A 20497-nucleotide genomic window follows, 5' to 3' on the forward strand; every position below is an offset into this window, starting at 1 on the left:
CCGCGAAACCGCGCGCTCATGGAGTGAGACATGCCCGCCGGGTAGAGTCCGACGGCGTGCACCTCAAGGCCCTGACCCTCCGCGGCTTCAAGTCGTTCGCCTCGGCGACCACGCTCCGGTTCGAACCGGGCATCACGTGCGTCGTCGGTCCGAACGGCTCGGGCAAGTCCAACGTGGTGGACGCGCTCAGCTGGGTCATGGGCGAGCAGGGCGCCAAGTCGCTGCGCGGCGGCAAGATGGAGGACGTCATCTTCGCCGGCACCACCGGCCGCCCGCCGCTCGGCCGCGCCGAGGTGTCCCTGACCATCGACAACTCCGACGGGGCCCTCCCCATCGAGTACGCCGAGGTCACCATCACGCGGATCATGTTCCGCAACGGCGGCAGCGAGTACCAGATCAACGGCGACACCTGCCGCCTCCTGGACATCCAGGAACTGCTCTCCGACTCCGGCATCGGCCGCGAGATGCACGTCATCGTCGGCCAGGGCCAGCTCGACTCCGTCCTCCACGCCGACCCCATGGGCCGCCGCGCCTTCATCGAGGAGGCGGCCGGCGTCCTCAAACACCGCAAGCGCAAGGAGAAGGCGCTGCGCAAGCTGGACGCGATGCAGGCCAACCTCGCGCGCGTCCAGGACCTCACCGACGAACTCCGCCGCCAGCTCAAGCCGCTCGGCCGTCAGGCCGCCGTCGCCCGCCGCGCCGCCGTCATCCAGGCCGACCTGCGCGACGCCCGCCTGCGCCTCCTCGCCGACGACCTCGTCAAGCTGCGCGAGGCGCTCCAGGCCGAGATCGCCGACGAGGCCGCCCTCAAGCAGCGCAAGGAGGCGGCCGAGGCCGAGCTGAAGAAGGCCCTCCAGCGCGAGGCGCTCCTGGAGGACGAGGTCCGCCGCCTCACCCCGCGGCTGCAGAACGCCCAGCAGACCTGGTACGAGCTCTCCCAGCTCGCCGAACGGGTGCGTGGCACCATCTCGCTGGCCGACGCGCGCGTGAAGAGCGCCACCTCCGCGCCCCCCGAGGAGCGGCGCGGCCGGGACCCCGAGGACATGGAGCGTGAGGCCGCCCGCATCCGCGAGCAGGAGGCCGAACTGGAGGCCGCGCTCGAGGCGGCCGAACGCGCGCTGGAGGACACCGTCGCCCATCGCGCCGAACTGGAGCGCGAACTCGCCCAGGAGGAACGGCGCCTCAAGGACGTCGCCCGCGCCATCGCCGACCGGCGCGAAGGGCTCGCCCGGCTCAAGGGCCAGGTCGGCGCCGCCCGCTCCCGCGCCGCCGCGGCCCAGGCCGAGATCGAACGCCTCGCCGCCGCCCGCGACGAAGCGCGGCAGCGCGCCGTGGCCGCCCAGGAGGAGTACGAGGCCCTGCAGGCGGAGGTCGACGGACTCGACGCGGGCGACGCGGAACTCGCCGACCGGCACGAGGAGGCCAGGCGCGGGCTCGCCGAGGCCGAGGCCGCCCTCACCGCCGCGCGCGAGGCGGCCACCGCCGCGGAGCGGAAACGCGCCGCGACCCAGGCACGCCACGAGGCGCTGGCGCTCGGCCTGCGCCGCAAGGACGGCAGCGGCGCGCTGCTCGGCGCGAAGGACAGCCTCACCGGGCTGCTGGGCCCGGCCGCGGAACTGCTGACGGTCACGCCCGGCTACGAAGTGCCGATCGCGGCCGCGTTCGGCGCGGCGGCCGACGCCCTCGCGGTCACCTCCCCGTCCGCCGCGGCCGACGCGATCCGGCTCCTGCGCAAACAGGACGCGGGCCGGGCCGCCCTCCTCGTCACGGGCCTCTTTCCCGACACGACGGGCGCAACGCCCTCCGAAGGCGAGGGGGACGACGCGCCCGGCCACGAAGCACCCGCACCCGCCGCCCCCTCCGGAACTCTCCTCCCCGCGGAGCGCCTGGTCAGCGGCCCCGACGACCTCATGCCGGCCGTACGCCGGCTCCTGCACGGCATCGTCGTCGTCCCCACCCTCGAGGACGCCGAGGAACTCGTCCACGCCCGGCCCGGCCTCACCGCCGTCACCGCCGAGGGCGACCTGCTGGGCGCCCACTTCGCTCACGGCGGCTCGGCCGGCGCGCCCAGCCTGCTGGAGGTGCAGGCCTCCGTCGACGAGGCCGCCGCCGAGCTGGAGGAGCTCGAGGTGCGCTGCGAGGAGCTGGCCGAGACGCAGGAGGCCGCGGCCGCCCGGCGCCGGGAGTGCGCGGCCCTCGTCGAGGAGCTGGGGGAGCGGCGCCGGGCCGCCGACCGGGAGAAGTCCGCCGTCGCCCAGCAGCTCGGCCGGCTCGCCGGACAGGCGCGCGGAGCCGCCGGAGAGGCCGAACGCGCGGGGGCCGCCGCCGAACGCGCGCAGGAGGCCCTCGACAAGGCGCTCGCCGAGGCGGAGGAACTGGCCGAGCGGCTCGAGGCGGCCGAGGAGATGCCGTTCGAGGAGGAGCCCGACACCTCCGTGCGCGACCGGCTCGCCGCCGACGGGGCCAACGCACGCCAGACCGAGATGGAGGCCCGCCTCCAGGCGCGTACGCACGAGGAGCGGGTGAAAGGGCTGGCCGGGAGGGCCGACTCCCTGGACCGGGCGGCCCGCGCGGAACGTGAGGCACGCGCGCGCGCCGAGCAGCGCCGGGCCCGGCTGCGCCACGAGGCGGAGGTCGCGGCCGCCGTCGCCGCGGGCGCCCGCCAGCTGCTCGCGCACGTCGAGGTGTCCCTGTCCCGCGCCGCCGAGGAGCGCGCCGCCGCCGAGGCCGCCAAGGCCCGCCGTGAGGAGGAACTCGCCCGCGCCCGGGGCGAGGGACGCGATCTCAAGGCGGAACTCGACAAGTTGACGGATTCGGTTCACCGAGGCGAGGTACTAGGAGCCGAGAAGCGGCTGCGGATGGAGCAGCTGGAGGCGAAGGCCCTGGAGGAACTGGGTGTCGAACCGGCCGGGCTGGTGGCGGAGTACGGCCCGCACCAGCTCGTGCCGCCCTCGCCCCCCGCCGAGGGCGAACAGCTCCCGGAGGACCCGGAGCATCCGCGTAACCAGCCCCGTCCCTTCGTGCGGGCCGAGCAGGAGAAGCGGCTGAAGGCCGCCGAGCGCGCCTACCAGCAGCTCGGCAAGGTCAACCCGCTCGCCCTGGAGGAGTTCGCGGCGCTGGAGGAACGCCACCAGTTCCTCAGCGAGCAGCTGGAGGACCTGAAGAAGACCCGCGCGGACCTGCTCCAGGTCGTCAAGGAGGTCGACGAACGCGTCGAGCAGGTCTTCACCGAGGCCTACCGGGACACGGCCCGGGAGTTCGAGGGCGTCTTCTCCCGGCTCTTCCCGGGCGGTGAGGGGCGTCTGGTGCTGACCGACCCCGACAACATGCTCACCACGGGCGTGGACGTCGAGGCGCGTCCGCCGGGCAAGAAGGTCAAGCGGCTGTCGCTGCTCTCGGGCGGCGAGCGGTCGCTGACCGCGGTGGCGCTGCTCGTGTCGATCTTCAAGGCGCGGCCCAGCCCGTTCTACGTGATGGACGAGGTCGAGGCGGCCCTCGACGACACCAACCTCCAGCGGCTGATCCGGATCATGCAGGAGCTGCAGGAGGCCTCGCAGCTGATCGTGATCACGCACCAAAAGCGCACCATGGAGGTCGCCGACGCGCTGTACGGCGTCTCCATGCAGGGCGACGGCGTGTCCAAGGTCATCAGTCAGCGTCTGCGCTGAAGCGGTTCAAACTCTTCAAGATGTGAACCCTTGGTGGGTCTCGCTTCGGGCTCCTGCGTCTAATAAGTCACAGCCCAGGACCTATTGACTTCAAAAGTTGAAGACATAGTCTCTGCAATGTTGTTCTTACCTTCAGGTGCCTACGGCAGAAACCTTGAAGGGCTGACCCCCACCCGGCGATGTTGCCGGTGGCCCGAGGAGTACACGTGACCAGCGCTGCGCAGGCACAAGCGTCAGGAGCCAGGACGGCTCACCCCGAACATCTCGGGCATGTCATCTTCATCACCGCCGCCGCCGCCATGGGCGGCTTCCTCTTCGGCTACGACAGTTCCGTGATCAACGGCGCCGTCGAGGCGATCCGAGACCGCTACGACGTCGGCTCCGCCGCGCTCGCCCAGGTCATCGCCATCGCGCTGATCGGCTGTGCCATCGGCGCCGCCACCGCCGGCCGGATAGCCGACCGCATCGGACGCATCCGCTGCATGCAGATCGCCGCGGTCCTCTTCACGGTCAGCGCCGTCGGCTCCGCGCTGCCGTTCGCGCTGTGGGACCTCGCCTTCTGGCGGGTCGTCGGCGGCTTCGCCATCGGCATGGCCTCCGTCATCGGCCCGGCCTACATCGCCGAGGTCGCCCCGCCCGCCTACCGCGGCCGGCTCGGCTCCTTCCAGCAGGCCGCGATCGTCATCGGCATCGCCGTCTCCCAGCTCGTCAACTGGGGCATCCTGAACGCGGCCGACGGCGACCAGCGCGGTCAGCTGATGGGCCTGGAGGCCTGGCAGGTCATGCTCGGCGTCATGGTGGTCCCGGCCGTCCTCTACGGCCTGCTGTCCTTCGCCATCCCCGAGTCCCCGCGCTACCTGATCTCCGTCGGCAAGCACGAGCGCGCCCGCCAGATCCTCTCCGAGGTCGAGGGCAGCGGGATCGACCTCGACGCCCGCGTCACCGAGATCGAGACCGGCATGCACCGCGAGGAGAAGTCCAGCTTCAAGGACCTGCTCGGCGGCAGCTTCTTCTTCAAGCCGATCGTCTGGGTCGGTATCGGCCTGTCCGTCTTCCAGCAGTTCGTCGGCATCAACGTCGCGTTCTACTACTCCGCCACGCTGTGGCAGTCGGTCGGCGTCGACCCGTCGGACTCGTTCTTCTACTCGTTCACCACGTCGATCATCAACATCGTCGGCACCGTCATCGCGATGATCTTCGTCGACCGGGTCGGCCGTCGGCCGCTGGCCATCATCGGCTCCGTCGGCATGGTGATCGGTCTCGCGCTCGAGGCCTGGGCGTTCTCCTCGAACCTCGTCGACGGCCAGCTGCCCGCCACGCAGGGCTGGGTGGCCCTGATCGCGGCCCACGTCTTCGTCCTCTTCTTCGCCCTGTCGTGGGGTGTGGTCGTGTGGGTCATGCTCGGCGAGATGTTCCCGAACCGGATCCGGGCGGCTGCGCTCGGTGTGGCCGCGGCGGCGCAGTGGATCGCCAACTGGGCGATCACCGCGAGCTTCCCGTCGCTGGCGGACTGGAACCTGTCCTTCACGTACGTGATCTACACGGTGTTCGCGGCGCTGTCGATCCCGTTCGTGCTGAAGTTCGTGAAGGAGACGAAGGGCAAGCGGTTGGAGGAGATGGGCTGACGCCCCTCTTCCCCCCTCGGACCCGAGGGGCGGGGTCACCTCCCCGCTGCCCTGCCCCTCGTGTGTGCCACCCCCCACCCGCCCCGGTTCGGATGTCCTCGAGCCGGGGCGGCGGCGCGTCCGGTCACCTCGCGGGTGGGTGGGGGCTCAGGCGCGCGGTTCCCCGCGCCCCTGAGCCCCTGAAAGGGGCGGTGGCTGCGGAGTCGCACGGTGCGGCGCCGCTGGGGCCGGTCGCGCAGTTCCCCGCGCCCCTGGGGGTGTTGCACGGTGCGGCGCCGCTGAGGCCGGTCGCGCAGTTCCCCGCGGCCCCGAGGGCGTTGCACGGTGTGGTGTGTGCTTGGGGTGGGCGCGCGGTTCCCCGCGTCCCTTCGGGGTGCCCTGGGCGGGGCGCGTCTGTATGGGGGGCCCGGGGGGAGCATGGCTGATACTGGACGGGTTATGGACATCGTCATCCTTGCTGTAGTCATCGCCGTGGTCGTGCTCGGCGCGCTCGGCGGGCTGATCGTCGGGAGCCGGCGCAAGAGGCCGCTGCCCCCGCCGCCGCCCGCCGCGCCCGACATCACCGCCCCGCCGGCCGAGCCGCACGTCGGCGAAGAGGCCGAGACGCCGCGGGAGGAACCGCGGCGCACCATCGAGGAGGTTGATCTTCCGGCGGGCGCCGGTCCCGTCGTCATTGAGGAACCGCCCGCCGCCGAGGCTCCCGAGATCGAGATCCCGGAGCCCACCGCCGGCCGTCTGGTCCGGCTGCGCGCCCGGCTGTCCCGGTCGCAGAACGCCCTGGGCAAGGGCCTGCTCACCCTGCTGTCCCGCGAGCACCTCGACGAGGACACCTGGGAGGAGATCGAGGACACCCTGCTCACCGCCGACGTCGGCGTCCAGCCCACCCAGGAACTGGTCGAGCGGCTGCGCGAGCGGGTCAAGGTGCTCGGCACCCGCACCCCCGAGGAACTGCGCACGCTGCTCCGCGAGGAGCTGATCACGCTGGTCGGTCCCCAGATGGACCGCACCGTGCACACCGAGAACCCCGACGGCGGCCCCGGCGTCGTCATGGTCGTCGGCGTCAACGGCACCGGCAAGACCACCACCACCGGCAAGCTCGCCCGCGTCCTGGTCGCCGACGGCAACACCGTCGTCCTCGGCGCAGCGGACACCTTCCGCGCCGCCGCGGCCGACCAGCTGCAGACCTGGGGCGAGCGGGTCGGCGCCCACATCGTGCGCGGCCCGGAGGGCGGCGACCCCGCCTCCGTCGCGTTCGACGCGGTCAAGGAGGGCAAGGAGATGAGCGCCGGCGCGGTGCTCATCGACACCGCCGGCCGGCTGCACACCAAGACGGGCCTCATGGACGAGCTCGGCAAGGTGAAGCGGGTCGTGGAGAAGCAGGCCCCGCTGGACGAGGTGCTGCTGGTGCTCGACGCCACCACCGGCCAGAACGGTCTGGTGCAGGCGCGGGTCTTCGCCGAGGTCGTGGACATCACCGGCATCGTGCTCACCAAGCTCGACGGCACCGCCAAGGGCGGCATCGTCGTCGCCGTCCAGCGCGAGCTGGGTGTCCCGGTCAAGCTGATCGGTCTCGGCGAGGGCGCGGACGACCTGGCGCCGTTCGAGCCCGAGGCCTTCGTGGACGCGCTGCTGGGGGAGTGACCCCCGAGCCGTCCGGCCGTACGCGAGGAAGCGCCCGCCCCCGGGAGTGATCGGGGGACGGGCGCTTCGCCGTACCGGCAGGGGGCGGGTGCGCGAACGGGGAGGGCGTCAGGCGCCCGAGCGGTGCGCCACGTACGCCAGCGTGCCGAGCAGCAGCCGTGCCTCCGGCGGACGGGAGGCGGAGTCCAGGGCGGGGGAGCGCAGCCAGCGCACCGGGCCGAGGCCGGCGCGGTCCGACGGCGGCGCCGTGATGTGCGTGCCGCGTCCCAGGCCGCGCAGGTCGAGGGAGCCCGGGTCGTCCCAGCCCATGCGGTACAGCAGGTCCGGCAGGGCCGCCGCGGCGCCGGGGGCGACGAAGAACTGGGCCCGGCCGTCCGGGGTGGCCGCGACCGGCCCGACCGGCAGGCCCATCCGCTCCAGCCGCGCCAGGGCGTGAGTTCCGGCGGGCTCCGCCACCTCGATCACGTCGAACGCCCGGCCGACGGGCAGCATCACCGAGGCGCCCGGGAACTCCGACCAGAGCGCGGTCACCTCGTCCAGCGGCGCGCCCGCGCGGATCACCGGCGCGTGCTTCAGGGGGTGGGCGCCCGGCGTCCGGCAGCCCGCACGGCCGCAGGAGCAGGACCCGGCGACGGCGCGCACGCCCGGCACCACGTCCCAGCCCCACAGTCCCGTGTACTCCGCCACGACCGTGCCGTCCGAGGAGCGGCCGCGCCGCCGCGAGCCGGACCGGATGTCACGGATGCCCCGGCTGATACCGATCGTGAAGCCCATGCCCCCTCCAACGGGTCCGACGTACCGGTGGTTACGTAGCGGACGCAGAGTGTGACTCTCTGTTTCCGGCTTCCCGGTGCGACCTGCGCCAACCAGCGCCTCGATGTGCGCGGGGTGGTGCGGCGGGTGTCACGCGCCCCTGGGTGCACCGCTGCATCCGCTCTTGTCCGTCCTGTGTCAAGTCAATCGCGGGACGGCGACGGTGCGTTCATTCGAAGGGGTGGCGAATGGTGGCGATTGAGGTTCCGCCATGGTGAGGCGGGTGATCGTAGGGTTACTGTGTGTGCACGGCTTGGATGGGGCACATGCACTCGTGGGTATGCCGGAGGCAACTCGGCTTTCCGTTCGAAGGGTGGCATCCGCCGGACGGGCGGCCCCAACTACCGGCATTCTGATAGGGCTTGGCGCACTCAGCGACAAGTGGTCTGCAGGGATGGGGGCGTTCCAGTGAGCGGCAACGGCGGTGGCGGGACGGGTTCTGCGAGTGCGGAGAAGCGCCCGAACGAGCTGCTCACCTCATGGTTCGTCCGCAGCGGCTGGTCCAAGGGCGAGCTCGCCCGCCAAGTGAACCGCAGAGCCCGGCAGTTGGGCGCCAACCACATCTCCACCGACACCTCCCGGGTGCGCCGCTGGCTGGACGGGGAGAACCCGCGGGAGCCGATCCCGCGCATCCTCTCCGAGCTGTTCTCCGAGCGCTTCGGTGTCGTCGTCTCCGTGGAGGACCTGGGCCTGCGCACCACACGCCCGGCGCCCTCCGCGACCGGCGTCGACCTTCCCTGGACGGGCCCGCAGACCGTGGCCCTGCTCAGCGAGTTCTCGCGCAGCGACCTCATGCTGGCGCGGCGCGGCTTCCTCGGGAGCTCGCTGGCCCTCTCCGCGGGCCCGTCCCTCATCGAGCCCATGCAGCGCTGGCTCGTCCCCTCCCCGTCCAGCCCGCTGTCCAGGCCCGAGCCGGACGTCGCCCCCTCCTCGGCGCGCGCCCGCGGCCGGCTCTCCAAGCCGGAGCTGGACCTGCTGGAGACCACCACCGTGATGTTCCGGCAGTGGGACGCCCAGTGCGGCGGCGGACTGCGCCGCAAGGCCGTCGTCGGCCAGCTCCACGAGGTCACCGACCTCCTCCAGGAGCCCCAGCCGGACGCCACCACCAAGCGGCTGTTCAAGGTCGCCGCCGAGCTCGCCGAACTGGCCGGCTGGATGTCGTACGACGTGGGGCTCCAGCCCACCGCGCAGAAGTACTTCGTGCTCGCCCTGCACGCCGCCAAGGAGGCCGGCGACCGGCCCCTCGGCTCCTACGTCCTCTCCAACATGAGCCGCCAGATGATCCACCTCGGCCGTCCCGAGGACGCCCTGGAGCTCATCCACCTCGCCCAGTACGGCAGCCGTGACTGCGCGAGCCCCCGCGTCCAGTCCATGCTGTATGCGATGGAGGCCCGCGCCTACGCCAACATGGGTCAGCCCGGCCGCTGCAAGCGCGCCGTCCGCATGGCCGAGGACACCTTCGCCGAGGCCGGCGAGTGGGACGAGCCGGACCCCGACTGGATCCGCTTCTTCTCCGAGGCCGAGCTGTACGCGGAGAACAGCCACTCCTTCCGCGACCTCGCCTACGTCGCGGGCCGCAGCCCCACCTACGCCTCGCTCGCCGAGCCGCTGATGAAGCGGGCCGTGGAGCTGTTCGGCCAGGAGGGCGGCGAGCATCAGCGCTCCTACGCCCTCAACCTGATCGGCATGGCCACGGTCCATCTGCTCCAGCGCGAGGCCGAGCAGAGCACGGTTCTCGCCACCGAGGCCATCAAGGCCGCCAAGAAGGTCCGTTCCGAGCGCGTCAACACTCGTATCCGAAAGACCGTCGACACCGCCGTACGCGACTTCGGTGAGCTCGCCGAGGTCGTCGAACTCACCGAGCGGCTCGCGGTCGAGCTGCCCGAGACCGCCCAGGCCGTCTGACCCCACCGAGGAACCCTGGACCCCGGCCGCGGCCGGCCCTCCCGAACTGCCCGACTCGGCTCCCCCATGCCAGTCATTCGGAAGGCCGACCGCGGCCGGTCGTGTGTCTCCCCGGCCGCGGCTCACCGCCGTACACCGAAGATTGCGCCACGATAACGATCGGCGCGCCCCGGATCCGGCGGTTCACCGACCCGTAACACGCCGGGTGCCTTCGTCACGGCCGCGAAACAACGAGGGGCTTCCACCGAAACGGCGCTGCGCCAATCTTCATGGCGCATAACCGGCCCACCCCTCAATCCGCTCAAGGCTTCGCCCGCACGGGGCCGTACCAACGACGAGGAGACGCCGATGGCACAAGCCATCACCCTGGCAGCAGACGCGCCCACGCTGTCCGCCGCCAACACAGGGTTCATGCTCATCTGTTCCGCCCTGGTGATGCTCATGACCCCCGGTCTGGCCTTCTTCTACGGAGGCATGGTCCGGGTCAAGAGCACGCTGAACATGCTGATGATGAGCTTCATCAGCCTGGGCATCGTCACCATCCTGTGGGTGCTCTACGGATTCTCCGTCGCGTTCGGCGACGACAAGGGCAGCCTCGTCGGCTGGAACTCCGACTGGGTGGGCCTGAGCAACATCGGCCTGACGGAACTGTGGGACGGCACCACCATCCCGCTGTTCGTCTTCGCCTCCTTCCAGCTGATGTTCGCGATCCTCACGCCCGCCCTGATCAGCGGCGCGCTCGCGGACCGCGTGAAGTTCAGCGCGTGGGCCCTGTTCATCGCCCTGTGGGTCACCGTCGTCTACTTCCCGGTCGCGCACTGGGTGTGGGGCTCCGGCGGCTGGGCCTTCGACCTCGGCGTCATCGACTTCGCCGGCGGTACCGCCGTGCACATCAACGCGGGTGCGGCCGCCCTCGGCGTGATCCTGGTGATCGGCAAGCGCATCGGCTTCAAGAAGGACCCGATGCGCCCGCACAGCCTCCCGCTGGTCATGCTCGGCGCCGGTCTGCTGTGGTTCGGCTGGTTCGGATTCAACGCCGGCTCGTGGCTCGGCAACGACGACGGCGTCGGCGCGCTGATGTTCGTCAACACCCAGGTCGCCACCGGCGCCGCGGTCGTCGGCTGGCTCGCCTACGAGAAGATCCGCCACGGCGCGTTCACCACGCTGGGCGCCGCCTCCGGCGCGGTCTCCGGCCTGGTCGCCATCACCCCGGCGGGCGGCGCGGTCTCCCCGCTCGGCGCCATCGCGATCGGCATCATCGCCGGTGTCCTGTGCGCCATGGCCGTCGGCCTCAAGTACAAGCTCGGCTACGACGACTCCCTCGACGTCGTCGGCGTCCACCTCGTCGGCGGCATCATCGGCTCCCTGCTCATCGGCTTCTTCGCCACCGGCAAGGGCCAGTCCGACGTCGCGGGCCTCTTCTACGGCGGCGGCCTCGACCAGTTCTGGAAGCAGTGCGCCGGTGTCTTCGGTGTCCTCGCCTACTCCCTGATCGCCTCCGCGGTCCTGGCCCTCCTGATCCACAAGACCCTCGGTATGCGAGTCTCCGAGGACGAGGAGGTGGCCGGCATCGACCAGGCCGAGCACGCCGAGACCGCATACGACTTCAGCGGCGCGGGCGGCGGCGCGGCCCGCACCGCGGCCAGCAGCCCCGTCGCCCCGGCCGAGAGCAAGAAGGTGGACGCATGAAGCTCATCACCGCCGTCGTGAAGCCGCACCGGCTCGACGAGATCAAGGAGGCCCTCCAGGCCTTCGGAGTGCACGGTCTGACCGTCACCGAGGCCAGCGGCTACGGCCGCCAGCGCGGCCACACCGAGGTCTACCGCGGCGCCGAGTACACCGTCGACCTGGTGCCCAAGGTCCGCATCGAGGTCCTCGTCGAGGACGACGACGCCGAACAGCTCGTCGACGTCGTGGTCAAGGCGGCCCGCACCGGCAAGATCGGCGACGGCAAGGTGTGGACCATCCCCGTCGAGACGGCCGTACGGGTCCGGACCGGCGAGCGCGGCCCGGACGCGCTCTGACAACAGACCGACCGAACAGGAGTCGCCGGGTGACGAGGACGGACATGCACCACCAGGCAGAGGACTCGGGACCCGGCGGCTACGCGGCGGCCCGGCTGCGCCTTCTCAACGAGAAGGCGCGGTCCGGGCCGCCGCGCCGTTCCGCGCTCGCCGGCCTCACCGACGCATGGCTCGCCGGCCTCTTCGCGGCCGGCGCCCCCGGGGCGCGCGGGGTGTCCCTCGTCGCCGTCGGCGGCTACGGACGCGCGGAACTCTCCCCGCGCAGCGACCTCGACCTGCTGCTGCTCCACGACGGCAGCGACCCCGAGACCGTCTCGAAGCTCGCCGACCGCCTCTGGTACCCGGTGTGGGACCTCGGCCTCGACCTCGACCACTCCGTCCGCACGCCCGCGGAGGCCCGCAGGACGGCGGGGGAGGATCTCAAGGTCCAGCTCGGCCTGCTGGACGCCCGGCACATCGCGGGCGACCTCGGTCTCACCACCGCCCTGCGCACGACCGTCCTCGCCGACTGGCGCAACCAGGCCCCCAAGCGGCTGCCCGCACTGCGGGAGCTGTGCGAGGAGCGCGCCGCACGCCAGGGCGAACTGCAGTACCTCCTTGAACCGGACCTCAAGGAGGCCCGCGGTGGACTGCGCGACGCCACCGCCCTGCGCGCGGTGGCCGCCTCCTGGCTCGCCGACGCCCCCCGCGAAGGACTCGCCGAGGCCCGCGGCCGCCTCCTCGACGTACGCGACGCCCTGCACCTGGCCACCGGACGCGCCACCGACCGCCTCGCCCTCCAGGAACAGGACCAGGTCGCCGCCGAACTCGGCCTGCTCGACGCCGACGTCCTGCTCCGCCAGGTCTACGAGGCCGCCCGGGTCGTCGCCTACGCCGGCGACGTCACCTGGCGCGAGGTCGGCCGCGTCCTGCGCTCCCGCTCCGTGCGCCCGCGGCTGCGCAAACTGGCAAGGGAGCGAAGCGACTTCATCAGAAGGGCGGTGGCGGGCGACGGGAGGGCGCTGGGCGGAGGGAAGCCCGCGCCCGAGCGGTCCCCGCTCGCCGAAGGGGTCGTGGAGCAGGACGGCGAAGTGGTGCTCGCCCGCGCCGCGCGCCCCGACCGCGACCCCGTGCTCCCGCTCCGCGCCGCGGCCGCCGCCGCCCAGGCCGGCCTCCCCCTCAACCTGCACGCCGTACGACGCATGGCCGCCGGCGCCCGCGCCCTCCCCTCGCCCTGGCCCGCCGAGGCCCGCCAGCAGCTCCTCACCCTGCTCGGCTCCGGCCGGCCCACCGTCGACGTGTGGGAGGCGCTGGAGGCCGAGGGCTTGATCAGCCTGCTGCTCCCCGACTGGGACCGGGTGCGCTGCCGCCCGCAGCGCAACGCCGTGCACCTGTGGACCGTCGACCGGCACCTCATCGAGACCGCCGTGCGCGCCTCCGCGTTCACCCGCCGGGTCAGCCGCCCCGACCTGCTGCTCATCGCCGCCCTGCTGCACGACATCGGCAAGGGCTGGCCCGGCGACCACTCGGTGGCCGGCGAGGTCATCGCCCGGGACGTGGCCGCCCGCCTCGGCTTCGACGCCGACGACGTCACCGTGATCGCCACCCTCGTACGCCACCACCTGCTGCTCGTCGAGACCGCCACCCGGCGCGACCTCGACGACCCCGCCACCGTGCGCTCCGTCGCCGAGGCCGTCGGATCCCCGGGCACGCTGGAGCTGCTGCACGCCCTCACCGAGGCGGACGCCCTCGCCACCGGACCGGCGGCCTGGTCCTCCTGGCGCGCCTCACTGGTCGCCGACCTGGTCAAACGGGTCGCCGCCGTGCTCGCGGGCCAGGCACCGCCCGACCCGGAGGAGGCCGCGCCCACCGCGCAGCACGAACGGCTCGCCCTGGAGGCCGTCGCCACCGGCGCGCCCGTGCTGTCCCTGCGGGCGCAGACCGAGCCGCCCGCCGAGCCCTCCGACGACCCGGAACCGCTCGGCGTGGAGCTGCTGATCGCCGTGCCCGACCAGGCGGGCGTGCTGCCCGCGGTGGCCGGTGTGCTCGCCATGCACCGGCTGACCGTGCGCACGGCCGAACTGCGCTCGCTGCATCTCCCGGACGGCGTCGACGGCTCCGTGCTGCTGCTGGACTGGCGGGTCGCCGCCGAGTACGGCTCGCTCCCGCAGGCCGCCCGGCTCCGCGCCGACCTGGTCCGTGCCCTGGACGGCAGCCTGGACATCTCCGGCCGCCTCGCCGAACGGGACGCCGCGTACCCGAGGCGCCGCGGGGTGGTCGCCCCGCCCCCGCGCGTGACGGTCGCCCCGGCCGCGTCCCGGCACGCCACGGTCATCGAGGTCCGCGCACAGGACGCCCCCGGGCTGCTGTTCCGCATCGGGCGGGCGCTGGAGGACACGGCGGTACGCGTGCGGAGCGCGCACGTGAGCACGCTGGGGGCGAACGCGGTGGACGTCTTCTACGTGACGCAGGAGCAGGGCGTGCCCTTGCCGGGCGAGGAGGCGGTGGCCGTGGCACGGAAACTGGAGGAGGCCCTGCGGGTGTGACCCCGTCCCGTGCCGCGCGGAGGCGTGTGCGGCACGGGGCCCCGCCCCCGGCCACCGGCCGCGGCGGGCGGGGGCGATTTGCTTGCGGGGCCGGATACCCTGGAGGGCAGCCCAGTTCCGCTCCCGACCTCGAGGACCGACGCCACCGTGTTCGATACCCTCTCCGACCGCCTCAGCGCGACTTTCAAAAACCTCCGCGGCAAAGGCAGGTTGTCCGAGGCGGACATCGACGCCACGGCGCGTGAGATCCGCATCGCCCTCCTCGAGGCCGACGTGGCCCTGCCCGTCGTCCGCTCGTTCATCAAGAACGTCAAGGAGCGTGCGCTCGGCGCGGAGGTCTCCAAGGCGCTGAACCCTGCCCAGCAGGTTCTCAAGATCGTCAATGACGAGCTCGTCCAGATCCTCGGCGGCGAGACCCGCCGCCTCCGCTTCGCCAAGCAGCCGCCGACCGTGATCATGCTCGCGGGTCTGCAGGGTGCTGGTAAGACCACCCTCGCGGGCAAGCTCGGCAAGTGGCTCAAGGACCAGGGCCACTCCCCGCTGCTCGTCGCCGCCGACCTCCAGCGCCCCAACGCCGTCAACCAGCTCAGCGTCGTCGCCGAGCGGGCGGGCGTCGCCGTCTACGCGCCCGAGCCGGGCAACGGCGTCGGCGACCCGGTGAAGGTCGCCAAGGACTCCATCGACCACGCCCGCGCCAAGGTGCACGACATCGTGATCGTGGACACCGCCGGCCGCCTGGGCATCGACCAGGAGCTGATGCAGCAGGCCGCGGACATCCGTGACGCGGTCTCGCCCGACGAGATCCTCTTCGTCGTCGACGCGATGATCGGCCAGGACGCGGTCAACACCGCGGAGGCCTTCCGCGACGGCGTCGGCTTCGACGGCGTGGTGCTGTCCAAGCTCGACGGCGACGCCCGTGGTGGTGCCGCCCTGTCGATCCGGCAGGTCACCGGCAAGCCGATCATGTTCGCGTCCAACGGTGAGAAGCTCGACGAGTTCGACGCCTTCCACCCGGACCGGATGGCCTCCCGCATCCTCGACATGGGTGACCTGCTCACCCTGATCGAGCAGGCGGAGAAGACGTTCAGCCAGGAAGAGGCCGAGCGGATGGCCTCCAAGCTGGCGTCGAAGAAGGGCCAGGACTTCACCCTGGACGACTTCCTCGCCCAGATGGAGCAGGTCCGCAAGATGGGCTCCATCTCCAAGCTGCTCGGCATGCTCCCGGGCATGGGCCAGATCAAGGACCAGATCAACAACCTGGACGAGCGGGACGTCGACCGCACCGCCGCGATCATCAAGTCGATGACGCCCGGTGAGCGCCAGGACCCGGCGATCATCAACGGCTCGCGCCGCGCCCGTATCGCCAAGGGTTCCGGCGTCGAGGTCAGCGCGGTGAAGAACCTGGTCGAGCGGTTCTTCGAGGCGCGCAAGATGATGTCCCGCATGGCGCAGGGCGGCGGCATGCCGGGGATGCCCGGGATGCCGGGCATGGGCGGCGGTCCCGGCCGTACGAAGAAGAAGCAGAAGCAGGCCAAGGGCAAGCAGCGCTCCGGCAACCCGATGAAGCGCAAGCAGCAGGAGCAGGAGGAGGCCGCGCGGCGCGCGGCGGCGGCCGAGGGCGGAGGCGCCTTCGGTCTGCCGCAGCAGGGCGGCAAGGACTTCGAGCTGCCCGACGAGTTCAAGAAGTTCATGGGCTGAGGCCCGCGCACGAACGCCGCAGGGGCGCTCTCCTCGTCGTGAGGAGGCGCCCCTGCGGCGTTCCGCGTGCCGTTCCGCGTGCCGTGCCCGTGCCGTGCGCGTCAGGGCACGCGCGCGACGAGGTACCGGAACACGTTCGGCATCCAGACGGTGCCGTCCGCGCGCTGGTACGGGTGAAGGGCCTCGGTCAGTTCCTTGTCGACCTGCACCTGGTCGGTGGCGGTGATCGCCGGGTCGAACAGACCCGTCGACGTCAGACCCCGTACGGCGCTGTCGGTGTCCGCGTAGCCGAAGGGGCAGGCCACCCGTCCCGAGCCGTCGGGCCGGAGTCCCGCGCGCTCGGCGACCCGCTCCAGGTCGTCGCGCTCGGTGGGCCGCCAGGCGTCCGCGCCGCGCAGCGGTTCCGCCAGCTTGGCGGCGACCCGCAGCACCGTCGAGGTGGTGCAGCGCTCGGGCGGGCCCCAGCCGGCCAGCACCACGGCCGCCCCGTGTCCGGCCAGCGGGAGCGCCTCGGCGAGCAGCTCGCCCAGTCCCTCCGCGTCGCCGGCGAGGCACCCGATCGGTTCGAAGGCGGTCACCACGGTGTACCCGGCGGCGTCCGCGGGGGCCGCCTCGGCGGGGGAGCCCCGCACGATCCGGGTGGACGTCCGCAGGGGGGTGTCCCGCTCGTCCGGCAGCAGCCGTTCCCGGGCGAGGGCGAGCCGGTCGGACGAGGTGTCCACGCCGGTGATCGCCGCGCCGCGGGAGGCCGCCATCAGCAGGGCCAGTCCTGAGCCGCAGCCGAGGCCCAGCAGCCGGGTCGCCGGGCCCACGTCGAGTCGCTCGTACACCGCTTCGTAGAGCGGTACGAGCATCCGCTCCTGGATCTCGGACCAGTCACGCGCGCGTGCCCGCAGGTCCACGCGCGGGGCCGCCCCCGTGCGTGACGGGTGCTGCCGCACGAGCGTAGGTGTCATAGGAAAGCGCCCCAATCAGCCGAGAGTTGCCGCCGTGCCCGTTTTCCTGGCCCCCGTGCGGTGCGCCCGCACACCCCCCGTATGCCAGGTAACTCCGCCCTCGACGTGTCGTCCAGTGGAAGGGGGCGGCCGTTGGGTAGTTGCTCGTGCCAGTGGCAAGAATTCACATTCCGGTAATCGGGGGCCGCCCGGACCGTCACGGCGGGGAGGGGCGCGGGAACGGTTCCGGCCACCGGCGGCGGGGGAGCCGGGGGCCGGGGGAGGGCCGGTTCGCGGGGGCGGGGGCGGACCCGGTAGGTTCTGCCGTCACGGCGTTCCGGGTGAACCGGACGCAGCCTTCCGCCGCGAGGGCGTCCGAAAGGGCCCTTGCGCGTCCGTGGGGCGCACGCGCACCGGCGCGTGCAGACCGGATACACGCGGGGGCGTACGTCAGCCTACGCACCACCTTGCGGTGAGCTGCGAGGCTTCTCCGCAGATCAGCGCACCCGTGTTCGTCAGGACGCATGAGTGGCAACTGACGGGTACGTGCAAATTATTTGGGATGCCCCGGAATCGGAACACAGAGGCACCCAGGCTCGTTGTCATTACGTGAGCACGACACAGACACCACCTGTTCTCGCCGCAGAGCTGGCACAGGCGTGGGCCGACATTCAGCGGTACCACCCCGAACTGCCCGATCTTGCCGCGCCCGAGTCCCTGATCGGGGAGTCGTCGTCCGCGTGCGGGCACGAACTCTCCTTCGAGCGACTGCTGCACGAGGCAGTCCACGGCATCGCCGCCGCGCGCGGCGTGCGCGACACGTCCCGAGCCGGGCGGTACCACAACCGCAGGTTCCTGGCCATCGCCGAGGAGCTGGGCCTGGACCACCCCGAGGAGCCGCACCCGAGCAGCGGCTTCTCGCTGGTCACGCTCACCCCCGAGGCGAAGCGCCGCTATCGCCCGACGACGGAGCGGCTCCAGCGTGCCCTCAAGGCCCACACCGCGGCGACGGCGGGCGACACCGCCCGCAGCTTCCGCGGTCCGGCCGCGCGGCACGGCTCGTCCGGCGGCGGGGTGCGCGTGAAGGCGGTCTGCGACTGCGGCCGCAACGTGCGCGTCGTCCCGTCCGTGCTGGCGCAGGCGCCCATCGTCTGCGGCGGCTGCGGAAAGCCGTTCCGCATTCCGGAAGTCGTCGCGGCGAGCTGAGGCCCCGGCACCTCGTGGGTGCCGGGGCCTCGGCCCCGCCGGCCACCGGGCGCACCCGACGCGAAATGCAGCACGCGCCGGGTGCTGCTTCGTCGTGCCCACGTGCCCTCACCCCGCGGCCGTCCGGTCCCTCGGGGTGTGGCACAATGGCTAGCTGTACTCGACAGCCGCACAGGACCCCTCTCTCCTCCGGCTGACGCGTCCATCGGGCACTCGGGTACCGCAACCCCACGCGGCTCTCTCGCCGTGCCCAACCACGTCAAATCCAGGAGAACCCACTCCCGTGGCAGTCAAGATCAAGCTGAAGCGTCTGGGCAAGATCCGTTCGCCTCACTACCGCATCGTCGTCGCCGACTCCCGCACCCGCCGTGACGGCCGGGCCATCGAGGAGATCGGCAAGTACCACCCGACGTACAACCCGTCGGTGATCGAGGTCGACGGCGACCGCGTGGCGTACTGGCTCTCCGTCGGCGCCCAGCCGACCGAGCCCGTGCTCGCCATCCTGAAGAAGACCGGCGACTGGCAGAAGTTCAAGGGCGAGCCCGCCCCGGCGCCCCTGCTGCAGCAGCCCGAGAAGGCCGCCCGTCCGTCCTTCGAGGCGATCGGCGGCGACGACGAGGGCAAGGGTGAGGCCATCACCCAGAAGAAGAAGGCTGAGAAGAAGGACGAGGCGTCCGCCGAGTCCGCGTCGACCGAGGCCTGAGCATGCTCGAGGAGGCTCTCGAGCACCTCGTGAAGGGCATCGTCGACAACCCTGACGATGTGCAGGTCGCCTCGCGCAACCTGCGCCGCGGTCGCGTGCTCGAGGTCCGGGTCCACCCGGACGACCTCGGCAAGGTGATCGGCCGCAACGGCCGCACCGCACGCGCGCTGCGCACCGTCGTGGGCGCCATCGGCGGCCGCGGTGTCCGCGTCGACCTCGTCGACGTGGACCACGTCCGCTGACGCCGTAAGCAGCACCGGCTCGGGCCGGGGAGGGCCACTGGGCCGTCCCCGGCCCGCAGTCGTATGACAGGAGAACGAACACAGTGCAGCTGGTAGTCGCTCGTATCGGCCGCGCCCACGGCATCAAGGGCGAGGTCACCGTCGAGGTCCGTACCGACGAGCCGGAGCTGAGGCTCGGGCCCGGCGCCGTCCTGGCCACCGACCCCGCTTCCGCGGGGCCGCTGACCATCGCGACCGGCCGGGTGCACAGCGGCCGTCTGCTGCTGCGCTTCGAGGGCGTCCACGACCGCACCGGCGCCGAGGCGCTGCGCAACACCCTGCTGATCGCCGACGTCGACCCCGAGGAACTGCCCGAGGGCGAGGACGAGTACTACGACCACCAGCTGATCGACCTGGACGTCGTCACCGAGGACGGCGAGGAGGTCGGCCGGATCACCGAGATCTCCCACCTGCCCACCCAGGACCTCTTCGTCGTGGAGCGCCCGGACGGCACCGAGGTCTTCGTGCCGTTCGTCGAGGAGATCGTCGCCGAGATCGACCTCGAGGAGCAGCGCGCGGTGATCACCCCGCCGCCCGGACTGATCGACGACCGTGCCGAGGTCGCCTCGTCCCGTGACGCGGCGGAGTCCGGGGACGACGCCCGATGAGGCTCGACGTCGTCACGATCTTCCCCGAGTACCTCGACCCGCTGAACGTCTCGCTCGTCGGCAAGGCACGCGCCCGCGGACAGCTCGGCGTGCACGTCCACGACCTGCGCGACTGGACGTACGACCGGCACAACACCGTCGACGACACCCCGTACGGCGGCGGTCCCGGCATGGTCATGAAGACCGAGCCCTGGGGGGACGCGCTGGACTCCGTCCTGGCGGACGGCTACGAGCAGGGCGCGCACGAGCCCGTGCTGATCGTCCCCACCCCGAGCGGCCGCCCCTTCACCCAGGAACTCGCCGTCCACCTCTCCGAGCGGCCCTGGCTGATCTTCACCCCGGCCCGCTACGAGGGCATCGACCGCCGCGTCGTCGACGAGTACGCCACCCGCATGCCGGTGTACGAGGTGTCCATCGGCGACTACGTTCTGGCCGGCGGCGAGGCCGCGGTCCTGGTGATCACCGAGGCGGTGGCGCGGCTGCTCCCGGGCGTCCTCGGCAACGCCGAGTCGCACCGCGACGACTCCTTCGCGCCCGGCGCCATGGCCAACCTGCTGGAGGGCCCCGTCCACACCAAGCCGCCGGTCTGGCGCGGCCGGGAGATCCCGGAGGTGCTGCTCAGCGGCCACCACGGGAAGATCGCCCGCTGGCGGCGGGACGAGGCGCTGCGGCGGACCACCGCGCACCGCCCCGACCTCATCGAGCGCTGCGACCCCGAGGCCTTCGACAAGAAGGACCGCGAGATGCTGTCCATCCTCGGCTGGGAGCCGGACCCCGACGGGGAACCGTACGGCCGATTTTGGCGCAGGACCGGCGGCGTGGAAGAATAGGCCGCTGTTGTGCGCCGTCAGGCGAGCGCCCCTGC

At 72.2% G+C, this 20497-nt stretch carries 15 protein-coding genes; 13 read left to right on the plus strand and 2 right to left on the minus strand.

Annotated elements, in window-relative coordinates:
- The first annotated feature begins 56 nt into the window (after window positions 1–56).
- From smc to ftsY, 3 genes are all read left to right on the plus strand, one after another.
- A complete protein-coding gene (smc, locus tag ACQZOG_RS21690) occupies window positions 57–3668 on the plus strand; it encodes a chromosome segregation protein SMC (RefSeq protein WP_430741731.1) in 3612 nt (1203 codons plus the stop codon).
- 206 nt (window positions 3669–3874) lie between these two features.
- Complete coding sequence (locus ACQZOG_RS21695; protein WP_033275903.1) at window positions 3875–5293, plus strand: sugar porter family MFS transporter; 1419 nt, start codon at window positions 3875–3877, stop codon at window positions 5291–5293.
- Window positions 5294–5731: 438 nt separating this feature from the next.
- Entirely contained in the window at window positions 5732–6934 is a 1203-nt protein-coding gene (gene ftsY, locus ACQZOG_RS21700; protein WP_430741732.1) for a signal recognition particle-docking protein FtsY, read from the plus strand.
- A gap of 108 nt (window positions 6935–7042) precedes the next feature.
- Here ftsY and ACQZOG_RS21705 read toward each other — a convergent pair whose 3' ends face one another.
- On the minus strand, window positions 7043–7708 hold the full coding sequence (locus ACQZOG_RS21705; protein WP_037641809.1) for a bifunctional DNA primase/polymerase: 666 nt from the start codon (window positions 7706–7708) through the stop codon (window positions 7043–7045).
- A gap of 447 nt (window positions 7709–8155) precedes the next feature.
- Between ACQZOG_RS21705 and nsdA the strand changes: the two genes are divergently transcribed.
- The 5 genes from nsdA to ffh all read left to right on the plus strand — a co-directional run bounded on the left by nsdA (window position 8156) and on the right by ffh (window position 15899).
- Entirely contained in the window at window positions 8156–9652 is a 1497-nt protein-coding gene (gene nsdA / locus ACQZOG_RS21710; RefSeq protein ID WP_033275907.1) for a transcriptional repressor NsdA, read from the plus strand.
- A 348-nt stretch (window positions 9653–10000) separates the two neighbouring features.
- Window positions 10001–11341: an ammonium transporter gene (locus ACQZOG_RS21715; RefSeq protein ID WP_033275908.1), complete on the plus strand. Its 1341-nt coding sequence runs from the start codon at window positions 10001–10003 to the stop codon at window positions 11339–11341.
- Window positions 11338–11676, plus strand: a complete 339-nt coding sequence (locus tag ACQZOG_RS21720; RefSeq protein WP_006130453.1) for a P-II family nitrogen regulator — start codon at window positions 11338–11340, stop codon at window positions 11674–11676. The genes ACQZOG_RS21715 and ACQZOG_RS21720 overlap by 4 nt, the downstream gene beginning before the upstream one ends.
- A 44-nt stretch (window positions 11677–11720) precedes the next feature.
- Window positions 11721–14201 (plus strand): [protein-PII] uridylyltransferase, encoded by a 2481-nt coding sequence (locus tag ACQZOG_RS21725; RefSeq protein WP_387759651.1) that lies wholly within the window; start codon window positions 11721–11723, stop codon window positions 14199–14201.
- A gap of 147 nt (window positions 14202–14348) precedes the next feature.
- Window positions 14349–15899 carry a signal recognition particle protein gene (ffh, locus tag ACQZOG_RS21730; protein ID WP_033275910.1) on the plus strand — a complete coding sequence of 517 codons (1551 nt, stop codon included), beginning with the start codon at window positions 14349–14351 and terminating at the stop codon, window positions 15897–15899.
- Between the two features lie 101 nt (window positions 15900–16000).
- Here the strand turns inward: ffh and ACQZOG_RS21735 are convergent, their stop codons facing one another.
- A complete protein-coding gene (locus ACQZOG_RS21735; protein WP_033275911.1) occupies window positions 16001–16855 on the minus strand; it encodes a methyltransferase domain-containing protein in 855 nt (284 codons plus the stop codon).
- Window positions 16856–17443: 588 nt separating this feature from the next.
- On the opposite strand from ACQZOG_RS21735, the gene ACQZOG_RS21740 reads away from it, so the two are divergent.
- The 5 genes from ACQZOG_RS21740 to trmD all read left to right on the plus strand — a co-directional run bounded on the left by ACQZOG_RS21740 (window position 17444) and on the right by trmD (window position 20462).
- Entirely contained in the window at window positions 17444–18040 is a 597-nt protein-coding gene (locus ACQZOG_RS21740; protein WP_033275912.1) for a hypothetical protein, read from the plus strand.
- A 283-nt stretch (window positions 18041–18323) separates the two neighbouring features.
- Window positions 18324–18743, plus strand: a complete 420-nt coding sequence (gene rpsP, locus ACQZOG_RS21745) for a 30S ribosomal protein S16 (RefSeq protein ID WP_024887956.1) — start codon at window positions 18324–18326, stop codon at window positions 18741–18743.
- A gap of 2 nt (window positions 18744–18745) precedes the next feature.
- On the plus strand, window positions 18746–18985 hold the full coding sequence (locus ACQZOG_RS21750; RefSeq protein ID WP_003973401.1) for an RNA-binding protein: 240 nt from the start codon (window positions 18746–18748) through the stop codon (window positions 18983–18985).
- A gap of 83 nt (window positions 18986–19068) precedes the next feature.
- Window positions 19069–19632, plus strand: a complete 564-nt coding sequence (rimM, locus tag ACQZOG_RS21755; RefSeq protein ID WP_037641815.1) for a ribosome maturation factor RimM — start codon at window positions 19069–19071, stop codon at window positions 19630–19632.
- The gene (gene trmD, locus ACQZOG_RS21760) at window positions 19629–20462 is read left to right on the plus strand and encodes a tRNA (guanosine(37)-N1)-methyltransferase TrmD (RefSeq protein WP_193456568.1); all 834 of its coding nucleotides are present in this window, start codon (window positions 19629–19631) and stop codon (window positions 20460–20462) included. The genes rimM and trmD overlap by 4 nt, the downstream gene beginning before the upstream one ends.
- Window positions 20463–20497 lie beyond the last annotated feature (35 nt).

Origin of the sequence: Streptomyces sp. P13-3-3 (assembly GCF_050571355.1) — a bacterium.
Taxonomy (GTDB): domain Bacteria; phylum Actinomycetota; class Actinomycetes; order Streptomycetales; family Streptomycetaceae; genus Streptomyces; species Streptomyces althioticus.